Consider the following 22,738-nt stretch of genomic DNA (forward strand, 5'->3'; position numbering starts at 1 on the left):
GGCTCATCACTGCGACAATAGGTGTTGCAGGAATTCTTGTCGCTTCACAGGCAAAGCGCAGCAATTTCCACGCCAATCCCAGCCGGACCCGGCATCCAAAACCGGAAATTCGCCAGAATCGGGGCCACAAAAAAAGCGGGCCGAAGCCCGCTTTCCTGATTCAAGCAATGTGGCGAAAAATCAGGCGGTTACATCCTCGCCTTCCTCAACGGCCTTCATCGACAGGCGGATGCGGCCCTGCTTGTCGACTTCAAGAACCTTGACCTTGACGATATCGCCTTCCTTGAGCTTGTCGGAAACTTTTTCAACGCGCTCGTTGGAGATCTGCGAGACGTGGACGAGACCGTCCTTGCCCGGCAGGATCGTGACGAAGGCACCGAAGTCCATCAGCTTGGCGACCTTGCCCTCGTAGATGCGGCCCGGCTCGACGTCGGAGACGATCATCTCGATGCGCTTCTTGGCCTCGTCGGCGGCGGCGCGGTTGACCGAGGCAATGATGATGGTGCCGTCATCGGTGATGTCGATCGTGGTACCGGTTTCCTCGGTGATCGAACGGATCACCGAACCGCCCTTGCCGATCACTTCGCGAATCTTGTCCGGGTGGATGCGCATGGTCAGCAGGCGCGGCGCGAACTCGCTCATCTCGGTGCGCGCGGCGCCGAGAGCCTTGTTCATCTCACCGAGGATATGCAGACGACCCTGCTTTGCCTGGGCCAGAGCGACCTTCATGATCTCTTCGGTGATGCCATCGATCTTGATGTCCATCTGCAGCGCGCTGATGCCATCGGAGCTGCCGGCGACCTTGAAATCCATGTCGCCGAGATGATCCTCGTCACCGAGGATGTCCGAAAGCACGACGTAATCATTGCCTTCCTTGACCAGACCCATGGCGATACCGGCGACCGGCGAGGTCAGCGGCACACCGGCATCCATCATCGCCAGCGACGATCCGCACACCGAGGCCATCGACGAGGAACCATTCGACTCGGTGATTTCCGAGACGACGCGGATCACGTACGGGAACTCTTCGATCGACGGCTTGACCGCGAGCACACCGCGCTTGGCCAGACGACCGTGACCGATCTCGCGACGCTTCGGACCCATCATGCGGCCCGCTTCGCCGACCGAGTACGGAGGGAAGTTGTAATGGAACAGGAACGGATCCTTCGACTCACCTTCGACGGCGTCGATGATCTGCGCATCGCGGCCAGTTCCGAGGGTGACGGTAACCAGAGCCTGGGTTTCGCCACGTGTAAACAGGGCGGAACCGTGGGTGCGCGGCAACAGGCCGGTACGGATCGAGATTGCACGGACATCATCGAGGTTGCGTCCATCAATGCGCTTCTTGGTAGCCAGCACCGAGGCGCGCAAGGTGGTGTACTCGAGTTCCGAGAATTCCTTGGACAGGTCACCCGACGCCCAGCCATTGGCTTCGGCATCCGCCTTGAGTCCGGCGATGACGTCTTTCTTCAAGGCGCTGATTGCATCGCGGCGTTCGATCTTGTCGACCACTGCATAGGCAGCGACCAGCCGATCGCCGACGGCCTTCTTGATCGCATCGATGATGGCCGGGTTCCGCTCCGGAGCCGTCCATGAGAAGGACTTCTGGCCGACTTCGGCAACAAATTCGTTGATCGCCTTGACTGCATCCTTGACCGCGTTGTGGCCAAAGACCACGGCGCCGAGCATGACGTCTTCGCTGAGCAGCTTGGCTTCGGATTCGACCATCAACACCGCGTTGGCGGTACCGGCGACGATGAGCTCCAGTTCGGAGGTCTTCAGTTCGGTCGCGGTCGGCATGAGGATGTAGTTGCCATTCGCGTAACCGACTTTGGCGGCGCCGATCGGACCGGCAAACGGCAGACCGGAAAGAGCCAACGCAGCAGAGGCTCCGAGCAGAGCCGGAATATCACCGTCGATCTCCGGGTTCATCGACATCACCGTGGCGATGATCTGCACTTCGTTGCGGAAGTACTCGGGGAACAGCGGGCGGATCGGACGATCAATCAGACGCGAGGTCAGTGTTTCTTTCTCGGTCTGGCGTCCTTCACGCTTGAAGAAGCCGCCCGGGATACGGCCACCAGCGTAGAACTTCTCCTGATAGTCAACCGTAAGGGGGAAGAAATCCTGCCCTTCACGTGCCGACTTGGCGCCTACTGCGGATACCAGCACAACGGTATCGTCGATTCTTACGATGACGGCACCGCTGGCCTGGCGAGCGATTTCGCCCGTCTCCAGTGTGACCTGATGATTGCCGTACTGGAATGTCTTGGTTACTTTCGCCACGTTTGATTGTCCTGGTTTGAGTGTGCGCGGACGCGCCATGCAAGGCGTGCTCGAGCTACTAGTGAGAAGTGCGGCCATGGACGGCCGCTTTTGGACTTCATCCGGAGCCGAAGCGCTTGACCTTCCTGGTCACTATCCGCGCACCGCGTTCACGGAAGAACGCACTAATTACTTCCGCGGAACTACCTGCGCAGGCCGAGGCGTTCGATGAGAGTCTTGTAGCGACCGTTGTCCTTGCTCTTCAGATAATTGAGCAGGCGACGGCGCTGATTGACCATCTTCAACAGACCACGACGCGAATGATGATCCTTGTCGTGGTCGGCGAAATGCTTGGAGAGATGTTCGATGCGAGCCGAAAGCAGTGCGACCTGGACTTCCGGCGAACCGGTATCGTTGGCAACACGACCGTAGTCGGCAATGATCTTGCTGGTTGTTTCTACGTTGAGCGACATGATGAAAACCCTTATGGAACGAGGACGAGGTTTGAAAACGGTCACCTGTCGGTAACAGTCGCCAACGCCCCGCGTTGAAGTTTTTGGCTGGGAAAGCTGCCTATTTTAGCTGGCAAAGGTGCGTTGCAACAAGTTGTCTGGACAATGGATTTCCAATAAGTCGACCCATTCAGTCCAGATTGAAGCCTCTGAGTGTCCTCAGAAGCCCATTTGAGCCCGTTTCAGCCAGGGCGAGCAGGCGTCCATCGGCAGATTTGGCCAGACAGGTTCCTGCCTCGATCGAGACTGGAATCGACTGTCCCTGGCGTAAACGGGTGGCTTCTGCGTCATTCAGAACCACTTCGGGATAACCGCGCAGCCCCGCTTCCAACGGCATTAGCAGCTGATCCAGCGCCTCGACACCCTGCGTGGCCGCTGCTTCCAGATCCTCGAGAGTGACCATTTCCGGCGTCCGGAATGGATCGACCCAAAGTCTGCGCAGGGCCGTTACGTGAGCGCCACAGCCCAGCGATTCGCCGAGATCGCTCACCAGGCTACGCACATAGGTTCCAGAGCCGCACTCCACATGCAAGCGCGGGCGCTCACCTTGCCTTTCAATCAGATCGAATCGATGCACGTCGACGTCGCGCGCTTCGATTTCAATCTTCTCGCCACGACGCGCCAGTTCATACAGGCGCTCACCATCGCGCTTGAGCGCCGAATACATCGGAGGCACTTGCTGGATCCTGCCGCGAAACGGCTGCAAAGCGGATTCGATCGCGTCGACATCCAGCTCGGGAACCGGGCGCATCTCGATGACCTTGCCATTCGCATCGGCACTGTCGGTGCTGACGCCGAGCAGACATTCCGTTTCGTAGGCTTTGCTTGACCCGATCAACAAGCCCGCAATCTTGGTTGCTTCGCCGAAACAGAGCGGCAGCAAGCCAGTCGCCAGCGGATCCAGGCTGCCGGTGTGGCCACCTTTGGCGGCGCGGTAGAGAAATCGGGCTTTCTGCAGTGCCTGGTTGGAACTCAGGCCTTGCGGTTTGTCGAGCAGCAGAATGCCGTGCACATCGCGCCAACGCATTTTGGATTGACGCCGCAAGCTGTTCAGTCTTCCTTCGGCGCATGCTCACGCAGCAGCTGTTCGATGCGCTCGCCCTGATCGACCGAGTTGTCATAGAGGAAACGAATCTCGGGCACGCGCCGCATCTTCAGTGTCCGTGACAGCTCGCGACGAAACTCGAATGCCATTTCATTCAGGGACTTGACCGCCATGTCCGTATCATCCGGCAACAGCGTTGTGACAAACACGCGCGCCATGTCGAGATCCTTGGTCACCTCGACATCGGAAACACTGACCGACGGCAAGGCGTGATCACGCACGGCCTGATGCACAAGCACAGCCACTTCCTTGCGCAATTGCACGGCGATTCGATCTGAGCGGGTGAAGTCAGCCATTGTTTGTAAGAGCGGGAGTGGGGAGTAGGGAGTGGGAAATGGATTGAAGCGAAACGCTGCTTCGCCGCAAATCTGGTCCGATTGATATTGGCGGCAAGCGGTGAGCGGATTTCGGGCCGGTATCAGCAAGTATCGAGCTTACGCTCTTGCTACTGCTTTTACCGACTCCCTACTCCCCACTCCCGACTCCCGCCCCTAGAGCGTGCGCTGCACTTCGATGCGTTCGAAGCACTCGATCTGGTCGCCGGGCTTGACGTCGTTGTACTGCTTGACGGCGATACCGCATTCGGTGCCGTTGCGTACCTCGTCGACGAGTTCCTTGAAGCGGCGCAGCGATTCGAGCTCGCCTTCGAAAATTACCGTGCTGTCGCGCAGGACACGGATCGGCTTGTTGCGTTTGACCGTACCCTCGACAACCATGCAGCCGGCTACCGCGCCAAATTTCGACGAGCGGAATACATCGCGGACTTCGGCAATACCGATGATCTCTTCGCGAATTTCGACACCAAGCAAACCGGTGGCGACCTGTTTCACCTGATCGATCACGTCGTAGATGATCGAGAAGTAGCGCAGATCGAGGCCACTTGAGTCGACCACGCGTCGGGCAGCGGCATCGGCACGTACGTTGAAGCCGATGATCGTAGCCTTCGACGAAGCGGCGCGCGTGGCGTCCGATTCGGTAATGCCGCCCACACCGGACGAGATCACGTTGATGCGGATCATGTCGTTGCTGAGCGCGGTCAGGGATTGGCGCAACGCTTCAACCGAACCCTGCACATCGGCCTTGATGACGAGATTCAGCGACAGTTGCTCCTCGCTCTGGCCCATTTGCGCGAGCACGTCTTCCATGCGGTTGCCTGCGGCTGCGACAAGGCGAGTCTCGCGACGCTTGGCATCGCGCTGACTGGCAACGTCCTTGGCCAGGCGCTCGTCGTCAACAACGACAAAATCGTCGCCCGCTTCAGGTACGCCGGAAAGGCCGAGCAGTTGCACCGGAATGGAGGGGCCTGCTTCATCGACTTGCTTGCCACTCTCATTGGACAGTGCACGGACACGGCCATACTCAACGCCGCAGACGACGAAGTCTCCCTTCTTCAATGTGCCTTGCTGGACGAGAACGGTCGCGACCGGACCACGCCCCTTGTCGAGGCTCGATTCGATTACCGCACCAGAGGCACGGCCTTCACGCACCGCACTGAGCTCCATGAGCTCGGCCTGCAAGGAGATCGCTTCAAGCAATTCATCGATACCGGTACCTGCCTTGGCCGAAACCGGTACGAACTGGACATCGCCGCCCCATTCCTCGGACAGGACTTCGTGCTGGGCCAGACCTTGCTTGACGTTCTCCGGATTGGCTTCCGGCTTGTCCATCTTGTTCATCGCAACGATCAGCGGAACCTTGGCCTCATGCGCATGCTTGATCGCCTCTACTGTCTGTGGCTTGACGCCGTCATCGGCGGCCACGACAAGAATGACGATGTCAGTCGCCTGCGCACCGCGCTGACGCATCGAGGTGAACGCCGCGTGGCCCGGTGTATCGAGGAAAGTAATGACACCCTTCGGCGTATCGACATGGTACGCACCGATATGCTGGGTAATGCCACCGGCTTCGCCGGTCGCCACCTTGGTCCGGCGGATCGTATCGAGCAGTGAGGTCTTGCCGTGATCGACATGACCCATGATCGTCACGACCGGTGGGCGCGGTTCTGCCTTTCCGGTCGTCTCGGCATGTGCGAGCAGATCGACTTCGGCATCATCGGAGCTGGCTTTGACCGCCACATGGCCAAGTTCCTCGACCACCAACTGTGCGGTGTCGTGATCAATGGCCTGATTGATGGTTGCCATCACCCCCATCTTGAACAGGGCCTTGACGACTTCGGCACCCTTGACCGCCATGCGCTGGGCCAGATCGGCAACGATAATCGTCTCGCCAATTTCGACCTCACGCACAACCGCTGCAGTCGGCCGCGAGAAGCCATGTGCTCCCGACGAGCGCGAAGGCTCGCTTGGGCGCGAGCGCTGCTTCTTGCGTCCGGTACGGCGTGCACTGCCTTCCTGGGAAAGATGCAATTCATTGCCAAAATATTTCTTCGAAGGTGCCGATCCACCGCCTTCGCGACCGCGATGACCGCTGGCATGCTTGGGTTTGCCGTGACGATTCGCGCTATCGGGGCTGGCAGCAGGCCTTTCGTCTCCGCGCCGCGGGCGTTCCACCGGCGGCACTGCGGGTGGCTGGATCACTTCCGCAGGCTCTTCAACAACCGGCAACTCGGCCGCCTTGGCTTGTGCTTCGCTTGCCTCGGCAGCAGCGCGCGCAGCTTCTTCCGCCTTGCGTTTCTCTTCTTCCTCGGCCTTCAGGCGCGCCTCTTCTTCCTGGCGCTTGCGCTCGGCTTCCAGACGCGCCTGCTCCTCGGCATCGCGCCTGGCCTGGGATTCCTCCAGCTTGCGCAGCGCATCTTCACGTTCGGGATCAATCGACTTGCCCTGATCCTCGACCACACTGCGCTTCACATAGGTGCGCTTCTGGCGCACTTCGACATTGACCGTCTTGGCCGATGCGCCGCGCTGCCCGGGGTTGACCGTCAATTCGCTGACGGTACGCCGTTTGAGGGTTACCTGACGCGGTGCAGAATCGTCGCCGGCACTCTCACTTTTACCGTGATTGCGGCGCAGGAAGCCAAGCAGCTTGACCTTCTCCTTGCTACTGATCGACTGCTCCGGGTCGGAGAACTTCATACCGGCTTCCTCAAGCTGCGCTAGCAGCTTGTCGACCGGTGTGGCCAACACTGTGGCCAATTGCTTGATTGTTACGTCCGACATACTTCTCTACTCCTGACCTGCCCGCTATTGCCAATCTCTCGTCGACGCTCCGCTGCCAGGTATTCCGGCAGCAGTGGGTATCGGCGAGATCAGGTGTTGCGTGCTGCCATAATCAGTGCTGCCGCGCGCTCTTCATCGATGCCTTCGATGGCTAGCTCGACAAGTTCATCTGTGGCCAGATCGGCCAGATTTTCGCGCGTGATGATTCCATGCTGCGCCATTTCATAGGCCAGCGATTCGTCCATCGACTCGAGCTCGAGCAAATCGTCGGCCGGCTTGTGCTCGTCGATTCCCTCCTCTACCGCCAGCGCATCCATGAGCAAGGCATCGCGTGCACGCGCACGCAACTCCTCGACGATGTCCTCGTCGAATCCGTCAATGGCAAGCAGTTCGGCGGTCGGTACGTAGGCGATTTCCTCGACCGTCGAGAAACCTTCCTGAACCAGGATCTGCGCGATCTCGTTGTCGACCTCGAGCTTGTCGACAAACAGGGTGCGTGCCGCTTCCTGTTCACTTTCGCTCTTCTCGCGAACCTGATCGGCCGTCATGACATTGAGCTGCCATCCGGACAACTTGCTGGCCAGACGCACGTTCTGACCACCGCGACCGATCGCCTGGGACAGTTTGTCCTCGGCCACCGCGATATCCATCGAGTGCTTTTCCTCATCGACGATGATCGACTGCACTTCGGCAGGGGCCATTGCGTTGATGACGAACTGGGCGTTGTTCTCGTTCCACAGAACGATATCGATACGCTCGCCGTTGAGCTCGTTGGAAACGGCCTGGACGCGCGAACCACGCATGCCAATGCAGGCGCCGATCGGGTCGGTGCGGTGATCGTGGGCGAGCACAGCGATCTTGGCACGATCACCCGCATCACGTGCACAGGCCTTGATCTCGACCAGACCCTGGCCGACTTCCGGCACTTCGAGCTTGAACAGCTCGATCATGAATTCCGGCGCCGTTCGCGAAATGAACAACTGCGGGCCGCGCGGTTCCGAACGAACTTCGTAGAGATAGCCACGAACACGATCGCCGGCACGCACGGCCTCGCGCGGAATCGTCTTGTCGCGCGAAATGAAGGCTTCGGCGTTGCCGCCCAGATCAATGTAAAGATTGCCGCGTTCGACGCGCTTGACGATGCCGGTGATCAACTCACCGACTCGATCGGAGTAGGCATCGACGATCTGTGCACGCTCGGCTTCGCGCACGCGCTGGACGATGACCTGCTTGGCTGCCTGCGCCGCGATTCGACCGAACTCGGGATTCTCGATCTGTTCTTCGATGTAGTCGCCGACTTCAATGCCTTCGACGACATCGACGGCATCCATCAAGCGAATCTGCCAATCCGGCGACTCCATGACGATATCGTCCGCAACCACTTCCCAGCGGCGAAACGTCTCGTATTCGCCAGTGACGTTGTCGATGGCAACACGAGCGAGCACTTCCTCATCCGGATAGCGTTTTTTCGCCGCCGAAGCGAGCGCCGCTTCCATGGCCTCGACGATTACATCCCGGGGGACGCCCTTCTCGTTGGCTACCGCATCGACCACCAGCAATAGTTCTTTGCTCATCTCATCAACTCCCGAGCGACTGCAAACGCAGCCTCACTTGTGTTTCGGTCCGCGCTTGCGCGATCCGGTTTTCTCATTCTTGCGCGGCGCGGCATCAATACCGAGCGCCGCATAATCCGGCACGAGACGTGCCTTTACGACATTGGCATGGATGATCTGAACATCCTTGCCGTCCTGATCCAGATGAATGCGATCGCCATCAACCGCCTTGATCAAGCCGTTGAAACGATGGCGTCCATCGATCGGCAGGGCCAAATTGATCTTGGCCTCGCAGCCGATGAAACTTGCGAAATGCTCGATCGTGAACAATGGCCGATCAATACCGGGCGAAGACACCTCAAGCGTGTAGTGACCCTCAATCGGATCATTCACATCCATCAACGCAGAAATCTCGCGACTGACGCGCTCGCAGTCCTCGATCGTGACCGGGCGCTCCGGCGCATCAATAAAGACGCGCAACAGGCTGCCGCTCCGGCTCGGGCTGAACTCGATGCCGACAAACTCCAGGCCAAGGTCGGTGACCAGCGGAGTCAGTAGTTCATTGAGTTTCTCGTTCGTCACTGCGATCTGTCGCCCGCTCGAAAATTTCGCCAAAAAAAAATGGGCGCAAGGCCCATTCCAGAATTCACCGTTGTCTTGCTACTCCGGCATCGGTGATCGCGCATCCTGCGCTTTCCCTGCAAAAGGGCCGCCGAAGCGGCCCTTCGCTGGAAACCTGGTAGCGGGGGCAGGATTTGAACCTGCGACCTTCGGGTTATGAGCCCGACGAGCTGCCAGACTGCTCCACCCCGCATCAGAGCCGCGCATTGTAACCACCTGCCATGAATCGCGCAAGACAAGTTTGCGCAGCGGAGTCGCGTTGAGCTTCATTATCTCATTCGACTATTGCCTGGAGGCAGCCGCTTCAGAGCGCAAAAATCGGGCTTGCTGGATGAGCAGCCTTTCCGCTGTTGTGAATCGCCTTCAGCTTGTCCGGGGAAGGTGGCTGTCACGAAAGCCGAAAGGCCTATCCGCTTGGCAGGCTGTTAGACGCCAAACGCCCGATTGCACCAATCAATCAACGGGCCCCAGGCAATGCCGAGCACGATCAAGGCCAGGCCATTCAGCGAAATCACCCAACGCATCGGCAAATCGGACGGCAGCGGTACGGGTGCGTCGTCAGCCGCTGGGTCGAAGTACATGACCTTGACCACACGCAGATAGTAGTAAAGGCCAATGATCGCAAAGATGATGGCGACGATGGCCAGCCAGAGGAAACCGGCGTCGATGGCTGCATTGAGTACGAGCAGCTTGGCAAAGAAACCGAACAGCGGCGGAATCCCGGCCAGCGAAAACATCGAGATCGCCATGATGCCGGCATACCACGGGCTGCGCTGGTTGAGGCCCTTGAAATCATCGATCTCCTCGCACTCGAAACCGGCGCGGGCGAGCAAGGCGATGATGCCAAAGGCAACCGTGGCTGTCATCGTGTAGCTGATGATGTAGAACATGGCTGCCGAATAGCCAGCCGGGCTCGCACCGACAAAGCCGAGCAACATGAATCCGATATGCGAAATCGTCGAATAGGCGAGCAAACGCTTGAGGTTGCTCTGGGCAATCGCGAACACGTTGCCGACGGCGAGTGAGAACACCGAAAGGATCGCCAGCATCAGCGTCCAATGTTCGCTCATCGGCCCCAGGCCATCTTCAAGCAATCGATAGAGCAAACCGAACGCCGCAATTTTCGGCGCGGAGCCAATAAACACGGTAACCGGTGTCGGTGCGCCGTGATAAACATCGGGCAGCCACATGTGAAACGGTGCCGCGCCGAGCTTGAAGGCTACGCCGGAAACGATAAAAACAAGGCCGATCGCGAGCCATCCAGGATGTTCGACCTGACCGATCAGCCCGCTGATGGCGACCAGATCCAGTGTGCCGGTGGCGCCATAGATCATTGACATGCCATATAGCAGCAGGCCGGAGGCCAGCGCGCCGAGGACAAAGTACTTGATCGCCGCCTCGGCTGAAATTGCTGAATCCCGATTCAGGGCGACCAGCGCGTAGGACGACAAGGCGAGCAATTCGAGACCGAGATAAGCCGTAATCAGGCTGCCTGCCGACACCAGCAACATCATGCCGATGGTCGCAAACAGAATAAGCAGATAGAACTCGCCGATCAGCAGCTTTCGATCACGCATGTAATTGCGTGCGTAAAACAGGCTCAGCCCGCTGGTCAGCAGGACGAATTGCTTGAGCACGACGCTGATGCCGTCATGCTTGAACATGCCATTGAATGCGGTGACGACCTGGCCGAGCTCCGGCGCACCGCGCCAGACGAAGAACGAGGTCAAGGCGATCGCAGCGATTGACAACCAATGCGTGATATTGCGCTGACTCGGCTTGATGAACAGATCGATCAGCAGGATCGCGCAAGTCGTGCCGAGCAAAACGAGCTCGGGCAGGATGGTGATCAGATCGGCGGGATTGAATGGAATCATCATCGAATTCTCAGGCCTTGCTCAGCATCAGCGCGTTGACGATCTGCAGCACCGAGCTGTCCATCAGGTCGGTCAGCGGCTTCGGGTAAATGCCGATGGCGAGCACGGCGACGGCGAATGATCCGAGCACGATCCACTCGCGCGCATCGAGATCCTTGAATTTGGCCACTTTCGGATTGGTCACTTCGCCGAAGATCACGCGTTTGACCAGCCACAAGGTGTAGGCGGCACCGATCACCAGGGTGAATGCAGCGACCAGGGCAATGAACGGACTGCTCTGGAAAGAAGCCAGGATAACCATGAATTCACCAACGAAACCGCTGGTGCCGGGCAGACCGCAATTGGCCATCGAGAACAGGATGAAGAAGCCGCCGAACCAGGGCATCACGTTGAGGACGCCGCCATATTCGTCGATCTGACGCGTGTGCAATCGATCGTAAAGCACGCCGATGCAGGTAAACATGGCACCGGAGACGAAGCCGTGCGAGATCATCTGCACCATCGCACCCTGCATGCCGAGACGCGCCGCATCGATGTTGCTGTGTTCGCGAACCAGAGCCAGGGCAATGAAAATGCCGAGGGTGACAAAGGCCATGTGCGCTACCGATGAATAGGCAATCAGCTTTTTCATGTCCTCCTGGACCAGGGCGACGTAGCCGATGTAGACAATCGCGATCAGTGACATCGCGATGATCACCCAGGCGAATTCCTGCGAAGCATCAGGCGTGATCGGCAGGGAAAAACGGATGAAACCGTAGCCGCCGACTTTCAACATGATCGCAGCCAGGATCACCGAGCCACCGGTAGGTGCTTCGACGTGCGCATCGGGCAACCAGGTATGTACCGGCCACATCGGCACCTTGATCGCGAAACCGGCCAGGAAGGCGAAGAACAACCAGGCTTGCTCGGTTGTGCTCAGCGGTGCGGCAGCAAACGCAGCCAGTGAGAATTCGCCCGTCTTCATGTGCAGATAGATCAGCGCGATCAGCATGAAGATTGAGCCGAAGAACGTGTAGATGAAGAACTTGAGCGTCGCGTAGACGCGTCGCGGACCACCCCAGACGCCGATGATGATGAACATCGGAATCAGCATGGCCTCGAAGAACACGTAGAAAAGCAAGGCATCGGTCGCCGCAAAGATGCCGATCAACATGCCTTCGAGCGCAAGCATGGCCGCCATGTATTGCGAGACGCGCTTGTTGATCGGCCCCCACGAGCCGATCAGCACGAGCACGCTGGTAAATGTGGTCAAGACGATCAGGGCCACGGAAATACCGTCGACGCCGAGGCCATAGGTGACCTTGAGTGCATCAATCCAGGCATGCGATTCGATGAACTGCATGCCACCGCTGATCGCGTCATAGCCGAGATAAAGCGGAATGCTGGCGACCAGCGTCACCACTGCAATGAGGACGCTGAGCCAGCGCGCGACCCGGGGGTCTCGTCCAAACGCGAGCACGGCGCCGGCACCGATAATCGGCAACCAGATCAAGATACTGAGAAGAGGCCAGTGAGCCATGGTGGTCGTCATTCCCCGTCGATCAGGCAGCGATGCGCACGAACATCCACCACGATCCGCCAAGCAGCAGGATCAGGCCGAGAATCATGGCGAACGCATAGTGGTAGAGATAGCCGGACTGGAGCCGACGTACGAGTGCCGACACCTGGTCGACCAGACTGGCGGAACCATTGATCGCGCCATCGATCAGCGCAGCATCACTGCCACGCCAGAGGCCACGGCCGAAGGCAATGCCGCCGCGCGAAAAGACTGCCTGATACAGATCATCGAACCAGTATTTGTTGGTCAGCATCGTGTGCACCGGGCGCAGGGCGTTTTCGGCCTTGTCGGCGATTGATGGATTGAACAGCCAGATCCAGGTTGCCGTGGCGAAACCGGCGAGTGCGAGCCAGAATGGCGGCATGCTGAAACCATGCAGGGTCATCGCCATTGCGCCGTGGAATTCTTCGCCTACCCGGGCAAGGACATTGTTCGCTTCGTTGACGAAAATCGCGTTGCCAAAATAGTCGCCAAACAGCATCGGCCCGATGGTCAGGAAGCCAATCACCACCGAGGGAATCGCCAGCAAGACCAGCGGCACGGTCACCACCCACGGTGATTCATGCGGCGCATGGGCGAGATGGCCAGGCGCGTGGTGTTCGGGATCCTCGTGGCCGTGGTGCTGCTTGACCGGATCGACGACAAAGCGCTCCTTGCCGTGGAAGGTCATGTAGAGCAACCGGAAGCTGTATAGCGCAGTGACAAAGACACCGGCGAGTACGCAGAAATAGGCGAAGCCGGCACCGAGCCGATTCGATTCGCCGACCGCCTCGATAATTGCGTCCTTGGAGAAGAATCCGGCAAAACCCGGCGCACCGGCCAGGGCCAGCGAACCGATCCACATGGTGATGCAGGTGATCGGCATGTACTTGCGCAAGCCGCCCATGCGGCGCATGTCCTGCTCGTGGTGCATGGCGATGATCACCGAGCCGGCGCCGAGGAACAGCAGCGCCTTGAAGAAGGCGTGGGTCATCAGATGGAACACGCCGGCCGAGTACGCCGAGACACCGAGGGCGACGGTCATGTAGCCGAGCTGGGACAGTGTCGAATAGGCGACCACGCGCTTGATGTCGTTCTGCACGACACCAATCAGGCCGGTGAACAAGGCCGTGGTCGCACCGATGACAAGTACGAAGGTCAATGCGGTTTCGCTGAGTTCGAACAGCGGCGACATGCGCGCGACCATGAAGATGCCGGCGGTGACCATGGTTGCTGCATGGATAAGCGCCGAGATCGGGGTCGGGCCTTCCATTGAATCGGGCAACCACACATGCAGCGGCACCTGGGCCGACTTGCCCATGGCGCCAATGAACAGACAGATGCAGACGATGGTCGCCACGTGCCAGGGATGGCCTGCAAACAGCTCGACCGAGCGCGAGGCCATATCCAGCGATGGATCCTGCGCATGCGCGAACACGCTGGCGTAATCCAGCGAGCCACCGAACCACATCAGCACGCCGGCGATACCGAGGATGAAGCCGAAATCACCGACGCGATTGACCATGAAAGCCTTCATGTTGGCGAAGATCGCGGTCGGTCGCTTGTACCAGAAACCGATCAGCAGATAGGACACCAGACCCACCGCTTCCCAGCCAAAGAACAGCTGCAGGAAGTTGTTGCTCATGACCAGCATCAGCATCGAGAAGGTGAACAGCGCGATATAGCTGAAGAAGCGCTCGTAGCCGTCATCGTCAGCCATGTAGCCGATGGTGTAGACGTGCACCATCAGCGAGACGAAGCTGACCACGACCATCATCATTGCGGTCAGACGGTCTACCAGAAAACCGATATGCGCACTCGTGCTGCCGACTTCGAACCAGGTGTAGACGTTCTGGTTGTATGTCTGCGCACCGCCCCAGACCATCTGGTAGAGCACGTAGATTGACAACGCGCAGCTCAAGCCCACACCGGCAATGGTCACGCTGTGCGAAGCAACGCGGCCGATACGCTTGCCGAAAAATCCGGCAATCAAGGCACCGAACAACGGCGCGAGGACGATCGTCAGCAGGATGGATTTATCGAGCATCATCAATCAACCCTTGAGCTTGTCGATTTCGGTTACGTCAATCGTGGCGCGATTGCGGAACAGGACGACGAGAATGGCCAGACCGATTGCCGCCTCGGCAGCGGCCACGGTGAGGATGAAGAACACGAACACCTGACCCGATGGATCGCCGAGGAAGCGCGAGAAGGAAACAAGATTGGTGTTCACCGCAAGCAACAACAATTCGATGCACATGAGCAGCACGATCACGTTCTTGCGATTGATGAAGATGCCGGCCACGGCGATGCACATCAGAACAGCACCGAGGGTGAGGAAATGGGCGAGCGTAATCATGGCGTCGCCTCCCCTTTCTTGACCGCATCCATCTTGACCAGGCGAACACGATCATCGCGCTTGACCCGAACCTGATGGCTCGGCTTCTGCAGCTTGGTGCCTGTTCGCTTGCGCAGAGTCAGCGTCACGGCGGCGATCAGGCCGACGGTCAGGATCAACGCGGCCACTTCAAACGGCAGCAGGAAATCACGAAACAGGGATCGACCAAGCCAACCCATGTTCGACATGCCGGCCAAGGCCGCCGGATCGCCGGTCAACGGCGTCTGCAAGGTATGCACACCGATCATCATCAACATTTCAACCAGCATGACGACGGCAACAAAGATGCCGACCGGCAGGAAGCGCACGAAGCCTTTGCGCACAGGCGCAAAGTCGACATCAAGCATCATCACCACAAACAGGAACAAGACCATGACCGCGCCAACGTAGACGAGGACCAAGGCGACGGCGAGAAACTCGGCCTGGGCCAGCAGCCAGACGCAGGCCATCGAGAAGAACGTCAATACCAGGTTCAACGCGGCGACGACCGGGTTTTTGACGCTGATCACGGCCAGTGCGGCGAGCACGGCGACAGTCGCAAAGAAATAGAAGCAGAGCAGTTCAAATGTCATTGGATTCTCCGTGCCCGCTCATCGGAATGCCGCATCCTGGGCGCGCGCGGCAGCAATTTCGCTTTCATAGCGATCGCCGATGGCGAGCAGTTGAATCTTGTCGACCACGTTTTCGCCTCGTTTCTCGAAGTGGTATTCGTGCAAGTGCGTCTCGACGATCGAATCGACCGGGCAGGATTCTTCACAGAAACCGCAGAAAATGCACTTGAACAAATCAATGTCGTAACGCGTGGTGCGCCGCGTACCGTCTTCACGCATTTCCGAGTCGATGGTGATCGCGAGCGCCGGGCACACCGCCTCACAGAGTTTGCAGGCAATGCAACGCTCCGCGCCGTTCGGATAGCGACGCAGCGCATGCAGGCCGCGGAAACGATTCGATTTCGGAATGTGCTCTTCCGGATAACGCATCGTGTACTTCGGCTTGAACATGTAACGAAGGGTCAGCCACATGCCGGCGAGAAGCTCCAGCAGCAGCAGACTCTTGAAGTAATGGAAAACTCTTTTCATTGCTTGCAATCCAGTCCTGATTCGCTCATGCGCCGATCGTGACGAAACCGAAATACTTCAGGCAGGCCGCCACCACCACCCAGGCGATCGTGATCGGAATGAACACCTTCCAGCCGAGCCGCATGATCTGGTCATAGCGGTAGCGCGGGAACGTCGCACGGAACCAGAGGTAGAAGAACGAGAAGAAGAACGCCTTGATGAATGTCCATTGCCAGCCACCTTTCCAGATCCAGTCGATCCATGGCACATCCCCGCTGACCCAGCCTTGCAGCGGGCTAAGCCAACCGCCCATAAACAGGATGGCGGCAAGAAACGCGATCAGGATCATGTTCGCGTATTCGGCGAGGAAGAAGATCGCGAATGCGGAACCCGAGTACTCAACGTGGAAGCCAGCGACGATTTCCGACTCGCCTTCGGCCATGTCGAAGGGCGAACGATTGGTCTCGGCGACACCCGAGATGAAATAGATCACGAACATCGGCAGCAGCGGCAGCCAGTACCAGTCGAAAAAGCCCTTGCTGCCCGCCTGGGCCATGACGATTTCAGTGAGATCCAGGCTGCCGGTCAGGATCATCACGCTGACCAGAGCGAAACCCATCGGGATCTCGTAGGAAATCGTCTGCGCCGCTGCGCGCATCGCGCCGAGCATCGCGTAGCGAGAGTTTGATGCCCAGCCGGCGAGGATGATGCCGTAGACACCCAGTGAGGTCAGGGCCAGCAACAACAGCAAGCCGACGTTGACCTTGGCCAACACAACGCCAACGTCAAACGGAACCAGCGACCAGGCGGCAAACGACGGAACCAGTGCAATCAGCGGCGCGAGCAGATAGAGCATCTTGTTCGACGAGCTCGGCAGGATGACTTCCTTGAACAACAGCTTGAAGACATCGGCAAACGCCTGCAGCAAACCGAACGGGCCGATCTGATTCGGCCCCATGCGTACATGCATCCAGCCGATGACCTTGCGTTCCCAGTAGACGAACATGGCCACGGTAATGATCACCGGAACTGCGATGGCCAGCACCTTGAGCAGAGTCCAGACCACCAGACCGGTATTGCCATAGCCAAGCAGGGACTCGTGCATCGCGTCGATCATGCCGAAACCCTCGCAATCTTGAGCGCCGATCCGTGCGCGGGAATCCCGCCGACTTCGGCGTAACCGGCTTCAACCCAGGCCGCGCCTGGCGGGACTGCCGGATCCAGTTCGACGCCAAGAACGACATCGTTGACCCTGGCCTTGTCGCCATGGCCGAGGCCAAGTGTCGTCGCATCCGCAGGATTCAACGACACCATTGCGCCGCGCGTGAGCGGATGAGCATTCAATGCCGGTGAGCGACGCAGGACCGCATCGACACGATAGATCGCTGTCGTCGCGATACGCTCGAAGCTGCCCGGGGCAGGTGCAGGATTCGCAAGTTCACCGGGCTCGCCCGTTTTTGCGGAGGCCTTGCTCATCTGCGCGCGCACCTCGGCGATTTCGGTGAATCCAAAACCCTCAAGAGCCAGCGCCGAGCCAAGCGCTCGCAACACTTTCCAGCCTGGGCGCGCATCACCCGGCGGCTTCGCGCCGGCGGCGACGGTTTGAACAAAACCATCGACATTGGTGAAGCTTGCATCGATTTCCGGAAGCAGACCGATCGGCAAGACCGCATCAGCCTTGCTGCGCACGCCTTCACAGGCAAACGCGCCGATGTACAGATAGAAGTCCGCATCGCTGCGCGCCTTGTCAAACGCCGCCGGGTTGGCAAAATCGGCCGAACCCGCGTGATAGACGATCAGGCTCTTCGGCGGATTGGCGAGCATGGCCACCGCATCGCGTCCAGCCTTCTGCGGGCTGACGCCTGCATCGGTCAGACCAATCGCATTCGCACCCGAGGGCAATTCGTTGTAGCCGGAGTCGGTGGCGCGCGCGATGAACTTTGCAGCACTGCGCAACCACGCGGCATTGGCGTGTTGAACGGCCGATTCACCCAGGATGATGACCGAAGCACTTGCTTCGGCGAGCTGGCTGACCAGGGATTGCGCCGAGTCATCGGCTTTGGCATTGGCCAGCACTCTGGCCAGTGACGAGGACGCCGGCAACTTGCCTGCATCGTTGGCCGCTCGGGCCAGGCCGAGCACATGATCAAGCATCGCTGACGGCTTGGCGATCTGCTTGCCGGTGAGCGGGAAGTTGAAATCAAAATCGAGCGGATTGATGAGCCAGACCTTGGCCCCGGCCTCGACCGCCTTGCGCAAGCGATGATTGAGCAGGGGCATCTCATGGCGCGGATTGCAGCCAATCAGGACGATGGCATTGGTCTTTTCAAGATCGGCAACCGATGTCTCGAATGTGCTCGCCTGAGGGGCATCGGAAAGATCGATCTGGCGCAGTCGATGATCGATGTCATCACTGCCGAGGCCGCGCACGAGCTGGGCCAGCAGGTGGCCCTCTTCGCTTGAGGTCAACGGAGCCACCAGCGTGCCGAGATCGCCACCAGCCTTGCGCAGATGATCGGCGACAAAGGCCAGCGCTTCGGTCCAGGTCGTTTCGACCAGTTCGCCGTTCTTGCGGATCATCGGCATCGACGCGCGATCAGCCGCCATCAGGCCTTCGTGGCTATAGCGATCACGATCGGACAACCAGCACTCGTTGATGGCTTCGTTGTCGCGCGGCACCGTGCGCAGCACTTCACCGCGACGCGTATGCAGCCAGAGATTGGAGCCAAGCGCATCGTGGTAACCAAATGATTCACGTGCAAGCAGTTCCCAGGCACGCGCCCTGAACCGGAACGGCTTGTTGGTCAAGGCGCCAACCGGACAGACATCAATGACATTGCCGGACAACTCGCTCATCAGCGGTTTTCCGACATAAGTTCCTATCTGCAAACTTTCGCCACGCTCCATGCCACCGAGTTCGTAGGTGCCGGCGACTTCGGCCATGACCCGGATGCAACGCGTGCAATGAATGCAGCGGGTCATCTCGGTCTCAACCAGAGGCCCGAGATTCTCGTCAGCGACGACGCGCTTGCGCTCGACAAAGCGGCTGACCGAACGCCCAAAGCCGAGCGACAGATCCTGCAACTCGCACTCGCCACCCTGATCGCAAATCGGGCAATCCAGTGGATGATTGATGAGCAGGAATTCCATCGCATTGCGCTGCGCGGAAAGCGCGCGCTGCGATTGGGTGAATACCTTCATGCCATCGGCAACCGGCGTCGCGCATGATGGCTGCGGCTTCGGCATCGGTCGCCCACCCATCTCGACCTCGACCATGCACATGCGGCAATTGGCAGCGATGGCAAGCTTCTCGTGATAGCAAAAACGCGGAATCGCCAAACCCATCCGATCCGCAGCCTGGATGATCATCGAACCCTTGGGCGCGAAAACCTGCTGGCCGTCGATCTCGATCGAGACGTGATCGGGAGGCGCGGTTGGTGTCGTGGGCTGGGCGCTCATGGCGTGGCTCCTGTCGGAGCCGGGAGTGGGGAGTGGGGAGTGGGGAAAGCACACAGCGTTGCTCTTCCGACTCCCTACTCCCAACTCCCGACTCCCAATTTGTGAACCTAGAGATCGACTTCATGCTGCAGCCTCCATCGAAGCCCCAACCATCGACTTACCATGCTTGATATAAAACTCAAATTCATGCCAGTAATGGCGCAGGAATCCCTGCACCGGCCAGGCGGCCGCTTCGCCGAACGCGCAGATGGTGTGACCTTCGATCTGGCCAGCGGCGGCTTTGAGCGTATCGAGGTCGCCGATTTGGGCCTGACCTTCAATGACGCGGGTGATCATGCGATACATCCAGCCGGTGCCTTCGCGGCACGGTGTGCATTGACCGCAGGATTCCTGGAAATAGAAGCGCGCAATGCGCTGGCAGGCACGTACCATGCAGGTCGATTCGTCCATGACGATGACCGCACCCGAGCCGAGACCGGAGCCGGCTTTCTGGATCGCGTCATAGTCCATGGTGATGCCCATCATGATGTCGCCCGGCAATACCGGCATCGATGAGCCACCTGGAATCACCGCCTTGATCTTTGCGCCGTTGCGCATGCCACCGGCCATTTCGAGCAGATCGGCGAATGGAGTTCCAAGAGGAATTTCGTAGTTGCCGGGTTTGCCGACGTGACCGGAGACCGAGAAGATCTTCGGACCGCCATTGTTTGGCTTGCCGACATTGAGAAACCAGTCGGCGCCTCTGCGCATGATTGCCGGCACCGAAGCGTAGGTCTCGGTATTGTTGATCGTGGTCGGTTTGCCAAACAGGCCGAAATTTGCCGGGAACGGTGGCTTGAATCGCGGTTGGCCTTTCTTGCCTTCGAGCGACTCCATCATCGCGGTTTCTTCACCGCAGATGTAGGCACCGGCGCCGAGCGCCGTGTGAATATCGACATCGATACCCGAACCGCCAATGTTCTTGCCCAGCAGGCCGGCCGCATACGCATCCTTCAACGCCTGCTCGAAATGCTCGAACGGCTCGTGATGGAACTCACCGCGCAGATAGTTGTAGGCAACGGTCGACCCCGTCGCGTAGCAGGCGATCGCCAGACCTTCGACGACGGCATGCGGATTGAAGCGCAGAATGTCGCGATCCTTGCAGGTACCCGGCTCGGACTCATCAGAGTTGCACAGGATGTATTTTTGTCCTGGTGCATTTCGCGGCATGAACGACCACTTCAGCCCGGTCGGGAATCCGGCACCGCCACGACCTCGCAACGCGCTGTTCTTGAGCTCGTCGATGATCGTCGCCGGATCGGTTTTTTCGGCGAGTATTTTCTTCCAGGCCTGGTAACCATCCGTCTTGAGGTAGTTATCCAGCGTCCACGGCTGATCGAAATGCAGTGTGGTGTAGACAGCTTGATAGTCTTTTGGAGCGGGTCCGAATGCCATGATTATTTCAATCCATCAAGAATCTTGTCGACTTTCTCGATATCGAGGTTCTCGTGATAGTGGCCATTGACGACCATCATCGGTGCGCCGCAGCAGGCCGCCAGGCACTCTTCTTCACGCTTGAGAAAGATACGACCGTCGGCCGTACTTTCGCCATGTTTTACGCCCAGCTTCTTTTCGCAATGTCGCACGAGGTCCTCGGCACCATTGAGCCAGCAAGAAATGTTGGTGCAGATGGCCACGTTGTTGCGGCCGACCGGGCTGGTCTCGAACATCGAGTAGAAGCTGGCAACTTCGAAGGCCCAGACCTGCGGCAAATCGAGATAGCGCGCGACGGCAACGATCAACTCGTCGGTGAGAAATCCACCATTCTGTTCCTGGGTCAAAAACAGACCCTGGATCACCGCCGAGCGCTTGCGATCCGGTGGAAATTTGGCCACCCAGACATCGATTTGCTCACGCGTGTGCGCAGTCAGCAGCGCAAGCGGATCAACGTCTTTGACTTGGTTGTAGGTTCCGGTCGGTTTCATGGCTGTAGTGCCGGGATTCGGGATTCGGGATTGGGGATTCGGAGAGCAAGAGCGTTTCTTCGGTGCAACTGGATGGCACCCAAATTCGGAATGACAGCAGATCGGCGCAAACCTGCCGTTCCCACTCCCCACTCGCCACTCCCTACTCCCGTTCTCATCGATCTATCTCCCCGAACACAACATCATAAGTGCCAATCATGGCGACGACGTCGGACAGCATGTGGCCGCGTACGATCGAGTCCATCGATGACAGATGGGCGAAACCCGGTGCGCGCAACTTGCAGCGGAAGGGTTTGTTGGCACCATCGGAAATCAGATAGCAGGCGAACTCGCCCTTTGGTGCCTCGACTGCAGCATAGGTTTCGCCGGCGGGCACACAATAACCTTCGGTGAACAGCTTGAAGTGATGGATGAGGGCTTCCATGGATTCCTTCATCTCTTCGCGCTTCGGTGGCGCGACCTTGTAGTTTTGCACCATCACCGGGCCCGGATTGGCTTTCAGCCAGGCCACGCATTGCTGAATGATCCGGTTCGACTGACGCATTTCCTCCACGCGCACGAGATAACGGTCGTAGCAATCACCGTTGACGCCAACCGGAATGTCGAAATCGACCTCGGCATATTTCGCATACGGCTGCTTCTTGCGCAGATCCCAGGCAACACCGGAACCACGCAGCATCGGTCCGCTCATGCCCCAGGCGTTAGCCAGGTCAGGGGGGATAATGCCGATGTCGACAGTGCGCTGCTTCCAGATGCGGTTGTCGGTGAGCAACTCTTCGTACTCGTCGACCTTGGTCGGAAAATCGGCACAGAATGCTTCGAGGTAATCGAGCATCGAGCCTTCGCGCCACGAGTTGAAGCGCTTGAGATCATCGCCCTTGTGCCAGCGCGATTCCTTGTATTTCGGCATGACCACCGGAAGGTCACGATAGACACCGCCAGGACGGTAATACGTCGCGTGCATGCGCGCGCCGGATACCGCTTCGTAGCAGTCCATCAGCTCCTCGCGTTCGCGGAAGGCGTAGAGGAAGGCTGCCATCGCACCAAGATCCAGACCATTGGAACCGATCCACATCAAGTGATTGAGGATACGCGTGATCTCGTCGAACATCGTGCGGATCCATTGCGCGCGATCCGGAATTTCGAGATGCATCAGATTCTCGATGGCACGCACATAGGCGTGCTCATTGCACATCATCGACACGTAATCGAGACGATCCATGTAGCCGATCGACTGGTTGTAGGGCTTCGATTCGGCGAGCTTCTCGGTGCC

18 protein-coding genes and 1 tRNA gene are annotated in these 22,738 nt (G+C 58.8%); all 19 read right to left on the reverse strand.

Annotation, left to right across the window (positions count from 1 at the left end; translation table 11 throughout):
* Positions 1–180: 180 nt before the first annotated feature.
* Positions 181–2,286, reverse strand: a complete 2,106-nt coding sequence (pnp, locus tag VFN25_RS06705; protein WP_325140128.1) for a polyribonucleotide nucleotidyltransferase — start codon at positions 2,284–2,286, stop codon at positions 181–183.
* Positions 2,287–2,468: 182 nt separating this feature from the next.
* Positions 2,469–2,738 (reverse strand): 30S ribosomal protein S15, encoded by a 270-nt coding sequence (gene rpsO, locus VFN25_RS06710; RefSeq protein ID WP_325140130.1) that lies wholly within the window; start codon positions 2,736–2,738, stop codon positions 2,469–2,471.
* A gap of 169 nt (positions 2,739–2,907) precedes the next feature.
* Positions 2,908–3,804 carry a tRNA pseudouridine(55) synthase TruB gene (truB, locus tag VFN25_RS06715; protein WP_325140132.1) on the reverse strand — a complete coding sequence of 299 codons (897 nt, stop codon included), beginning with the start codon at positions 3,802–3,804 and terminating at the stop codon, positions 2,908–2,910.
* Positions 3,805–3,827: 23 nt separating this feature from the next.
* The gene (gene rbfA, locus VFN25_RS06720) at positions 3,828–4,178 is read right to left on the reverse strand and encodes a 30S ribosome-binding factor RbfA (protein ID WP_325140134.1); all 351 of its coding nucleotides are present in this window, start codon (positions 4,176–4,178) and stop codon (positions 3,828–3,830) included.
* Between the two features lie 195 nt (positions 4,179–4,373).
* Entirely contained in the window at positions 4,374–6,998 is a 2,625-nt protein-coding gene (gene infB, locus VFN25_RS06725) for a translation initiation factor IF-2 (protein WP_325140136.1), read from the reverse strand.
* Positions 6,999–7,087: 89 nt separating this feature from the next.
* A complete protein-coding gene (gene nusA, locus VFN25_RS06730; RefSeq protein ID WP_325140138.1) occupies positions 7,088–8,572 on the reverse strand; it encodes a transcription termination factor NusA in 1,485 nt (494 codons plus the stop codon).
* Between the two features lie 33 nt (positions 8,573–8,605).
* Positions 8,606–9,133 carry a ribosome maturation factor RimP gene (gene rimP, locus VFN25_RS06735; RefSeq protein ID WP_325140140.1) on the reverse strand — a complete coding sequence of 176 codons (528 nt, stop codon included), beginning with the start codon at positions 9,131–9,133 and terminating at the stop codon, positions 8,606–8,608.
* A 155-nt stretch (positions 9,134–9,288) separates the two neighbouring features.
* Positions 9,289–9,365 (reverse strand) — tRNA-Met (locus tag VFN25_RS06740).
* Between the two features lie 232 nt (positions 9,366–9,597).
* Complete coding sequence (nuoN, locus tag VFN25_RS06745) at positions 9,598–11,049, reverse strand: NADH-quinone oxidoreductase subunit NuoN (RefSeq protein ID WP_325140159.1); 1,452 nt, start codon at positions 11,047–11,049, stop codon at positions 9,598–9,600.
* A gap of 10 nt (positions 11,050–11,059) precedes the next feature.
* Positions 11,060–12,568 (reverse strand): NADH-quinone oxidoreductase subunit M, encoded by a 1,509-nt coding sequence (locus VFN25_RS06750; RefSeq protein WP_325140142.1) that lies wholly within the window; start codon positions 12,566–12,568, stop codon positions 11,060–11,062.
* A 22-nt stretch (positions 12,569–12,590) separates the two neighbouring features.
* A complete protein-coding gene (gene nuoL / locus VFN25_RS06755; protein WP_325140144.1) occupies positions 12,591–14,636 on the reverse strand; it encodes an NADH-quinone oxidoreductase subunit L in 2,046 nt (681 codons plus the stop codon).
* 3 nt (positions 14,637–14,639) lie between these two features.
* Positions 14,640–14,945, reverse strand: a complete 306-nt coding sequence (gene nuoK / locus VFN25_RS06760) for an NADH-quinone oxidoreductase subunit NuoK (protein WP_325140146.1) — start codon at positions 14,943–14,945, stop codon at positions 14,640–14,642.
* Positions 14,942–15,556: an NADH-quinone oxidoreductase subunit J gene (locus tag VFN25_RS06765; protein ID WP_325140148.1), complete on the reverse strand. Its 615-nt coding sequence runs from the start codon at positions 15,554–15,556 to the stop codon at positions 14,942–14,944. The genes nuoK and VFN25_RS06765 overlap by 4 nt, the downstream gene beginning before the upstream one ends.
* Positions 15,557–15,574: 18 nt before the next feature.
* The gene (gene nuoI / locus VFN25_RS06770; protein ID WP_325140149.1) at positions 15,575–16,063 is read right to left on the reverse strand and encodes an NADH-quinone oxidoreductase subunit NuoI; all 489 of its coding nucleotides are present in this window, start codon (positions 16,061–16,063) and stop codon (positions 15,575–15,577) included.
* 25 nt (positions 16,064–16,088) lie between these two features.
* Positions 16,089–17,159 (reverse strand): NADH-quinone oxidoreductase subunit NuoH, encoded by a 1,071-nt coding sequence (gene nuoH, locus VFN25_RS06775; protein ID WP_325140151.1) that lies wholly within the window; start codon positions 17,157–17,159, stop codon positions 16,089–16,091.
* Positions 17,156–19,501, reverse strand: a complete 2,346-nt coding sequence (gene nuoG / locus VFN25_RS06780; RefSeq protein WP_325140152.1) for an NADH-quinone oxidoreductase subunit NuoG — start codon at positions 19,499–19,501, stop codon at positions 17,156–17,158. Before nuoG ends, nuoH begins: the two co-directional genes overlap by 4 nt.
* Before the next feature lie 120 nt (positions 19,502–19,621).
* Positions 19,622–20,935, reverse strand: coding sequence for an NADH-quinone oxidoreductase subunit NuoF (gene nuoF, locus VFN25_RS06785; RefSeq protein WP_325140154.1), 1,314 nt, complete (start codon positions 20,933–20,935; stop codon positions 19,622–19,624).
* 2 nt (positions 20,936–20,937) lie between these two features.
* Positions 20,938–21,465: an NADH-quinone oxidoreductase subunit NuoE gene (nuoE, locus tag VFN25_RS06790; protein ID WP_325140156.1), complete on the reverse strand. Its 528-nt coding sequence runs from the start codon at positions 21,463–21,465 to the stop codon at positions 20,938–20,940.
* Between the two features lie 154 nt (positions 21,466–21,619).
* The coding region (locus VFN25_RS06795) for an NADH-quinone oxidoreductase subunit D (RefSeq protein WP_325140158.1) at positions 21,620–22,738 on the reverse strand (1,119 nt) is incomplete at its 5' end.

Origin of the sequence: Dokdonella sp. (assembly GCF_035703485.1) — a bacterium.
GTDB lineage: Bacteria > Pseudomonadota > Gammaproteobacteria > Xanthomonadales > Rhodanobacteraceae > Dokdonella.

Bases quoted from the DNA above. Each gene is read 5' to 3' on its own strand.
- VFN25_RS06750 (WP_325140142.1), bottom strand. From the start codon at position 12,568: ATGGCTCACTGGCCTCTTCTCAGTATCTTGATCTGGTTGCCGATTATC.
- nuoN (WP_325140159.1), bottom strand. From the start codon at position 11,049: ATGATTCCATTCAATCCCGCCGATCTGATCACCATCCTGCCCGAGCTC.
- truB (WP_325140132.1), bottom strand. From the start codon at position 3,804: ATGCGTTGGCGCGATGTGCACGGCATTCTGCTGCTCGACAAACCGCAA.
- nuoF (WP_325140154.1), bottom strand. From the start codon at position 20,935: ATGGCATTCGGACCCGCTCCAAAAGACTATCAAGCTGTCTACACCACA.
- infB (WP_325140136.1), bottom strand. From the start codon at position 6,998: ATGTCGGACGTAACAATCAAGCAATTGGCCACAGTGTTGGCCACACCG.
- rbfA (WP_325140134.1), bottom strand. From the start codon at position 4,178: ATGGCTGACTTCACCCGCTCAGATCGAATCGCCGTGCAATTGCGCAAG.
- nuoL (WP_325140144.1), bottom strand. From the start codon at position 14,636: ATGATGCTCGATAAATCCATCCTGCTGACGATCGTCCTCGCGCCGTTG.
- VFN25_RS06765 (WP_325140148.1), bottom strand. From the start codon at position 15,556: ATGACATTTGAACTGCTCTGCTTCTATTTCTTTGCGACTGTCGCCGTG.
- nuoE (WP_325140156.1), bottom strand. From the start codon at position 21,465: ATGAAACCGACCGGAACCTACAACCAAGTCAAAGACGTTGATCCGCTT.
- nusA (WP_325140138.1), bottom strand. From the start codon at position 8,572: ATGAGCAAAGAACTATTGCTGGTGGTCGATGCGGTAGCCAACGAGAAG.
- nuoG (WP_325140152.1), bottom strand. From the start codon at position 19,501: ATGAGCGCCCAGCCCACGACACCAACCGCGCCTCCCGATCACGTCTCG.
- nuoI (WP_325140149.1), bottom strand. From the start codon at position 16,063: ATGAAAAGAGTTTTCCATTACTTCAAGAGTCTGCTGCTGCTGGAGCTT.
- nuoH (WP_325140151.1), bottom strand. From the start codon at position 17,159: ATGATCGACGCGATGCACGAGTCCCTGCTTGGCTATGGCAATACCGGT.
- rpsO (WP_325140130.1), bottom strand. From the start codon at position 2,738: ATGTCGCTCAACGTAGAAACAACCAGCAAGATCATTGCCGACTACGGT.
- nuoK (WP_325140146.1), bottom strand. From the start codon at position 14,945: ATGATTACGCTCGCCCATTTCCTCACCCTCGGTGCTGTTCTGATGTGC.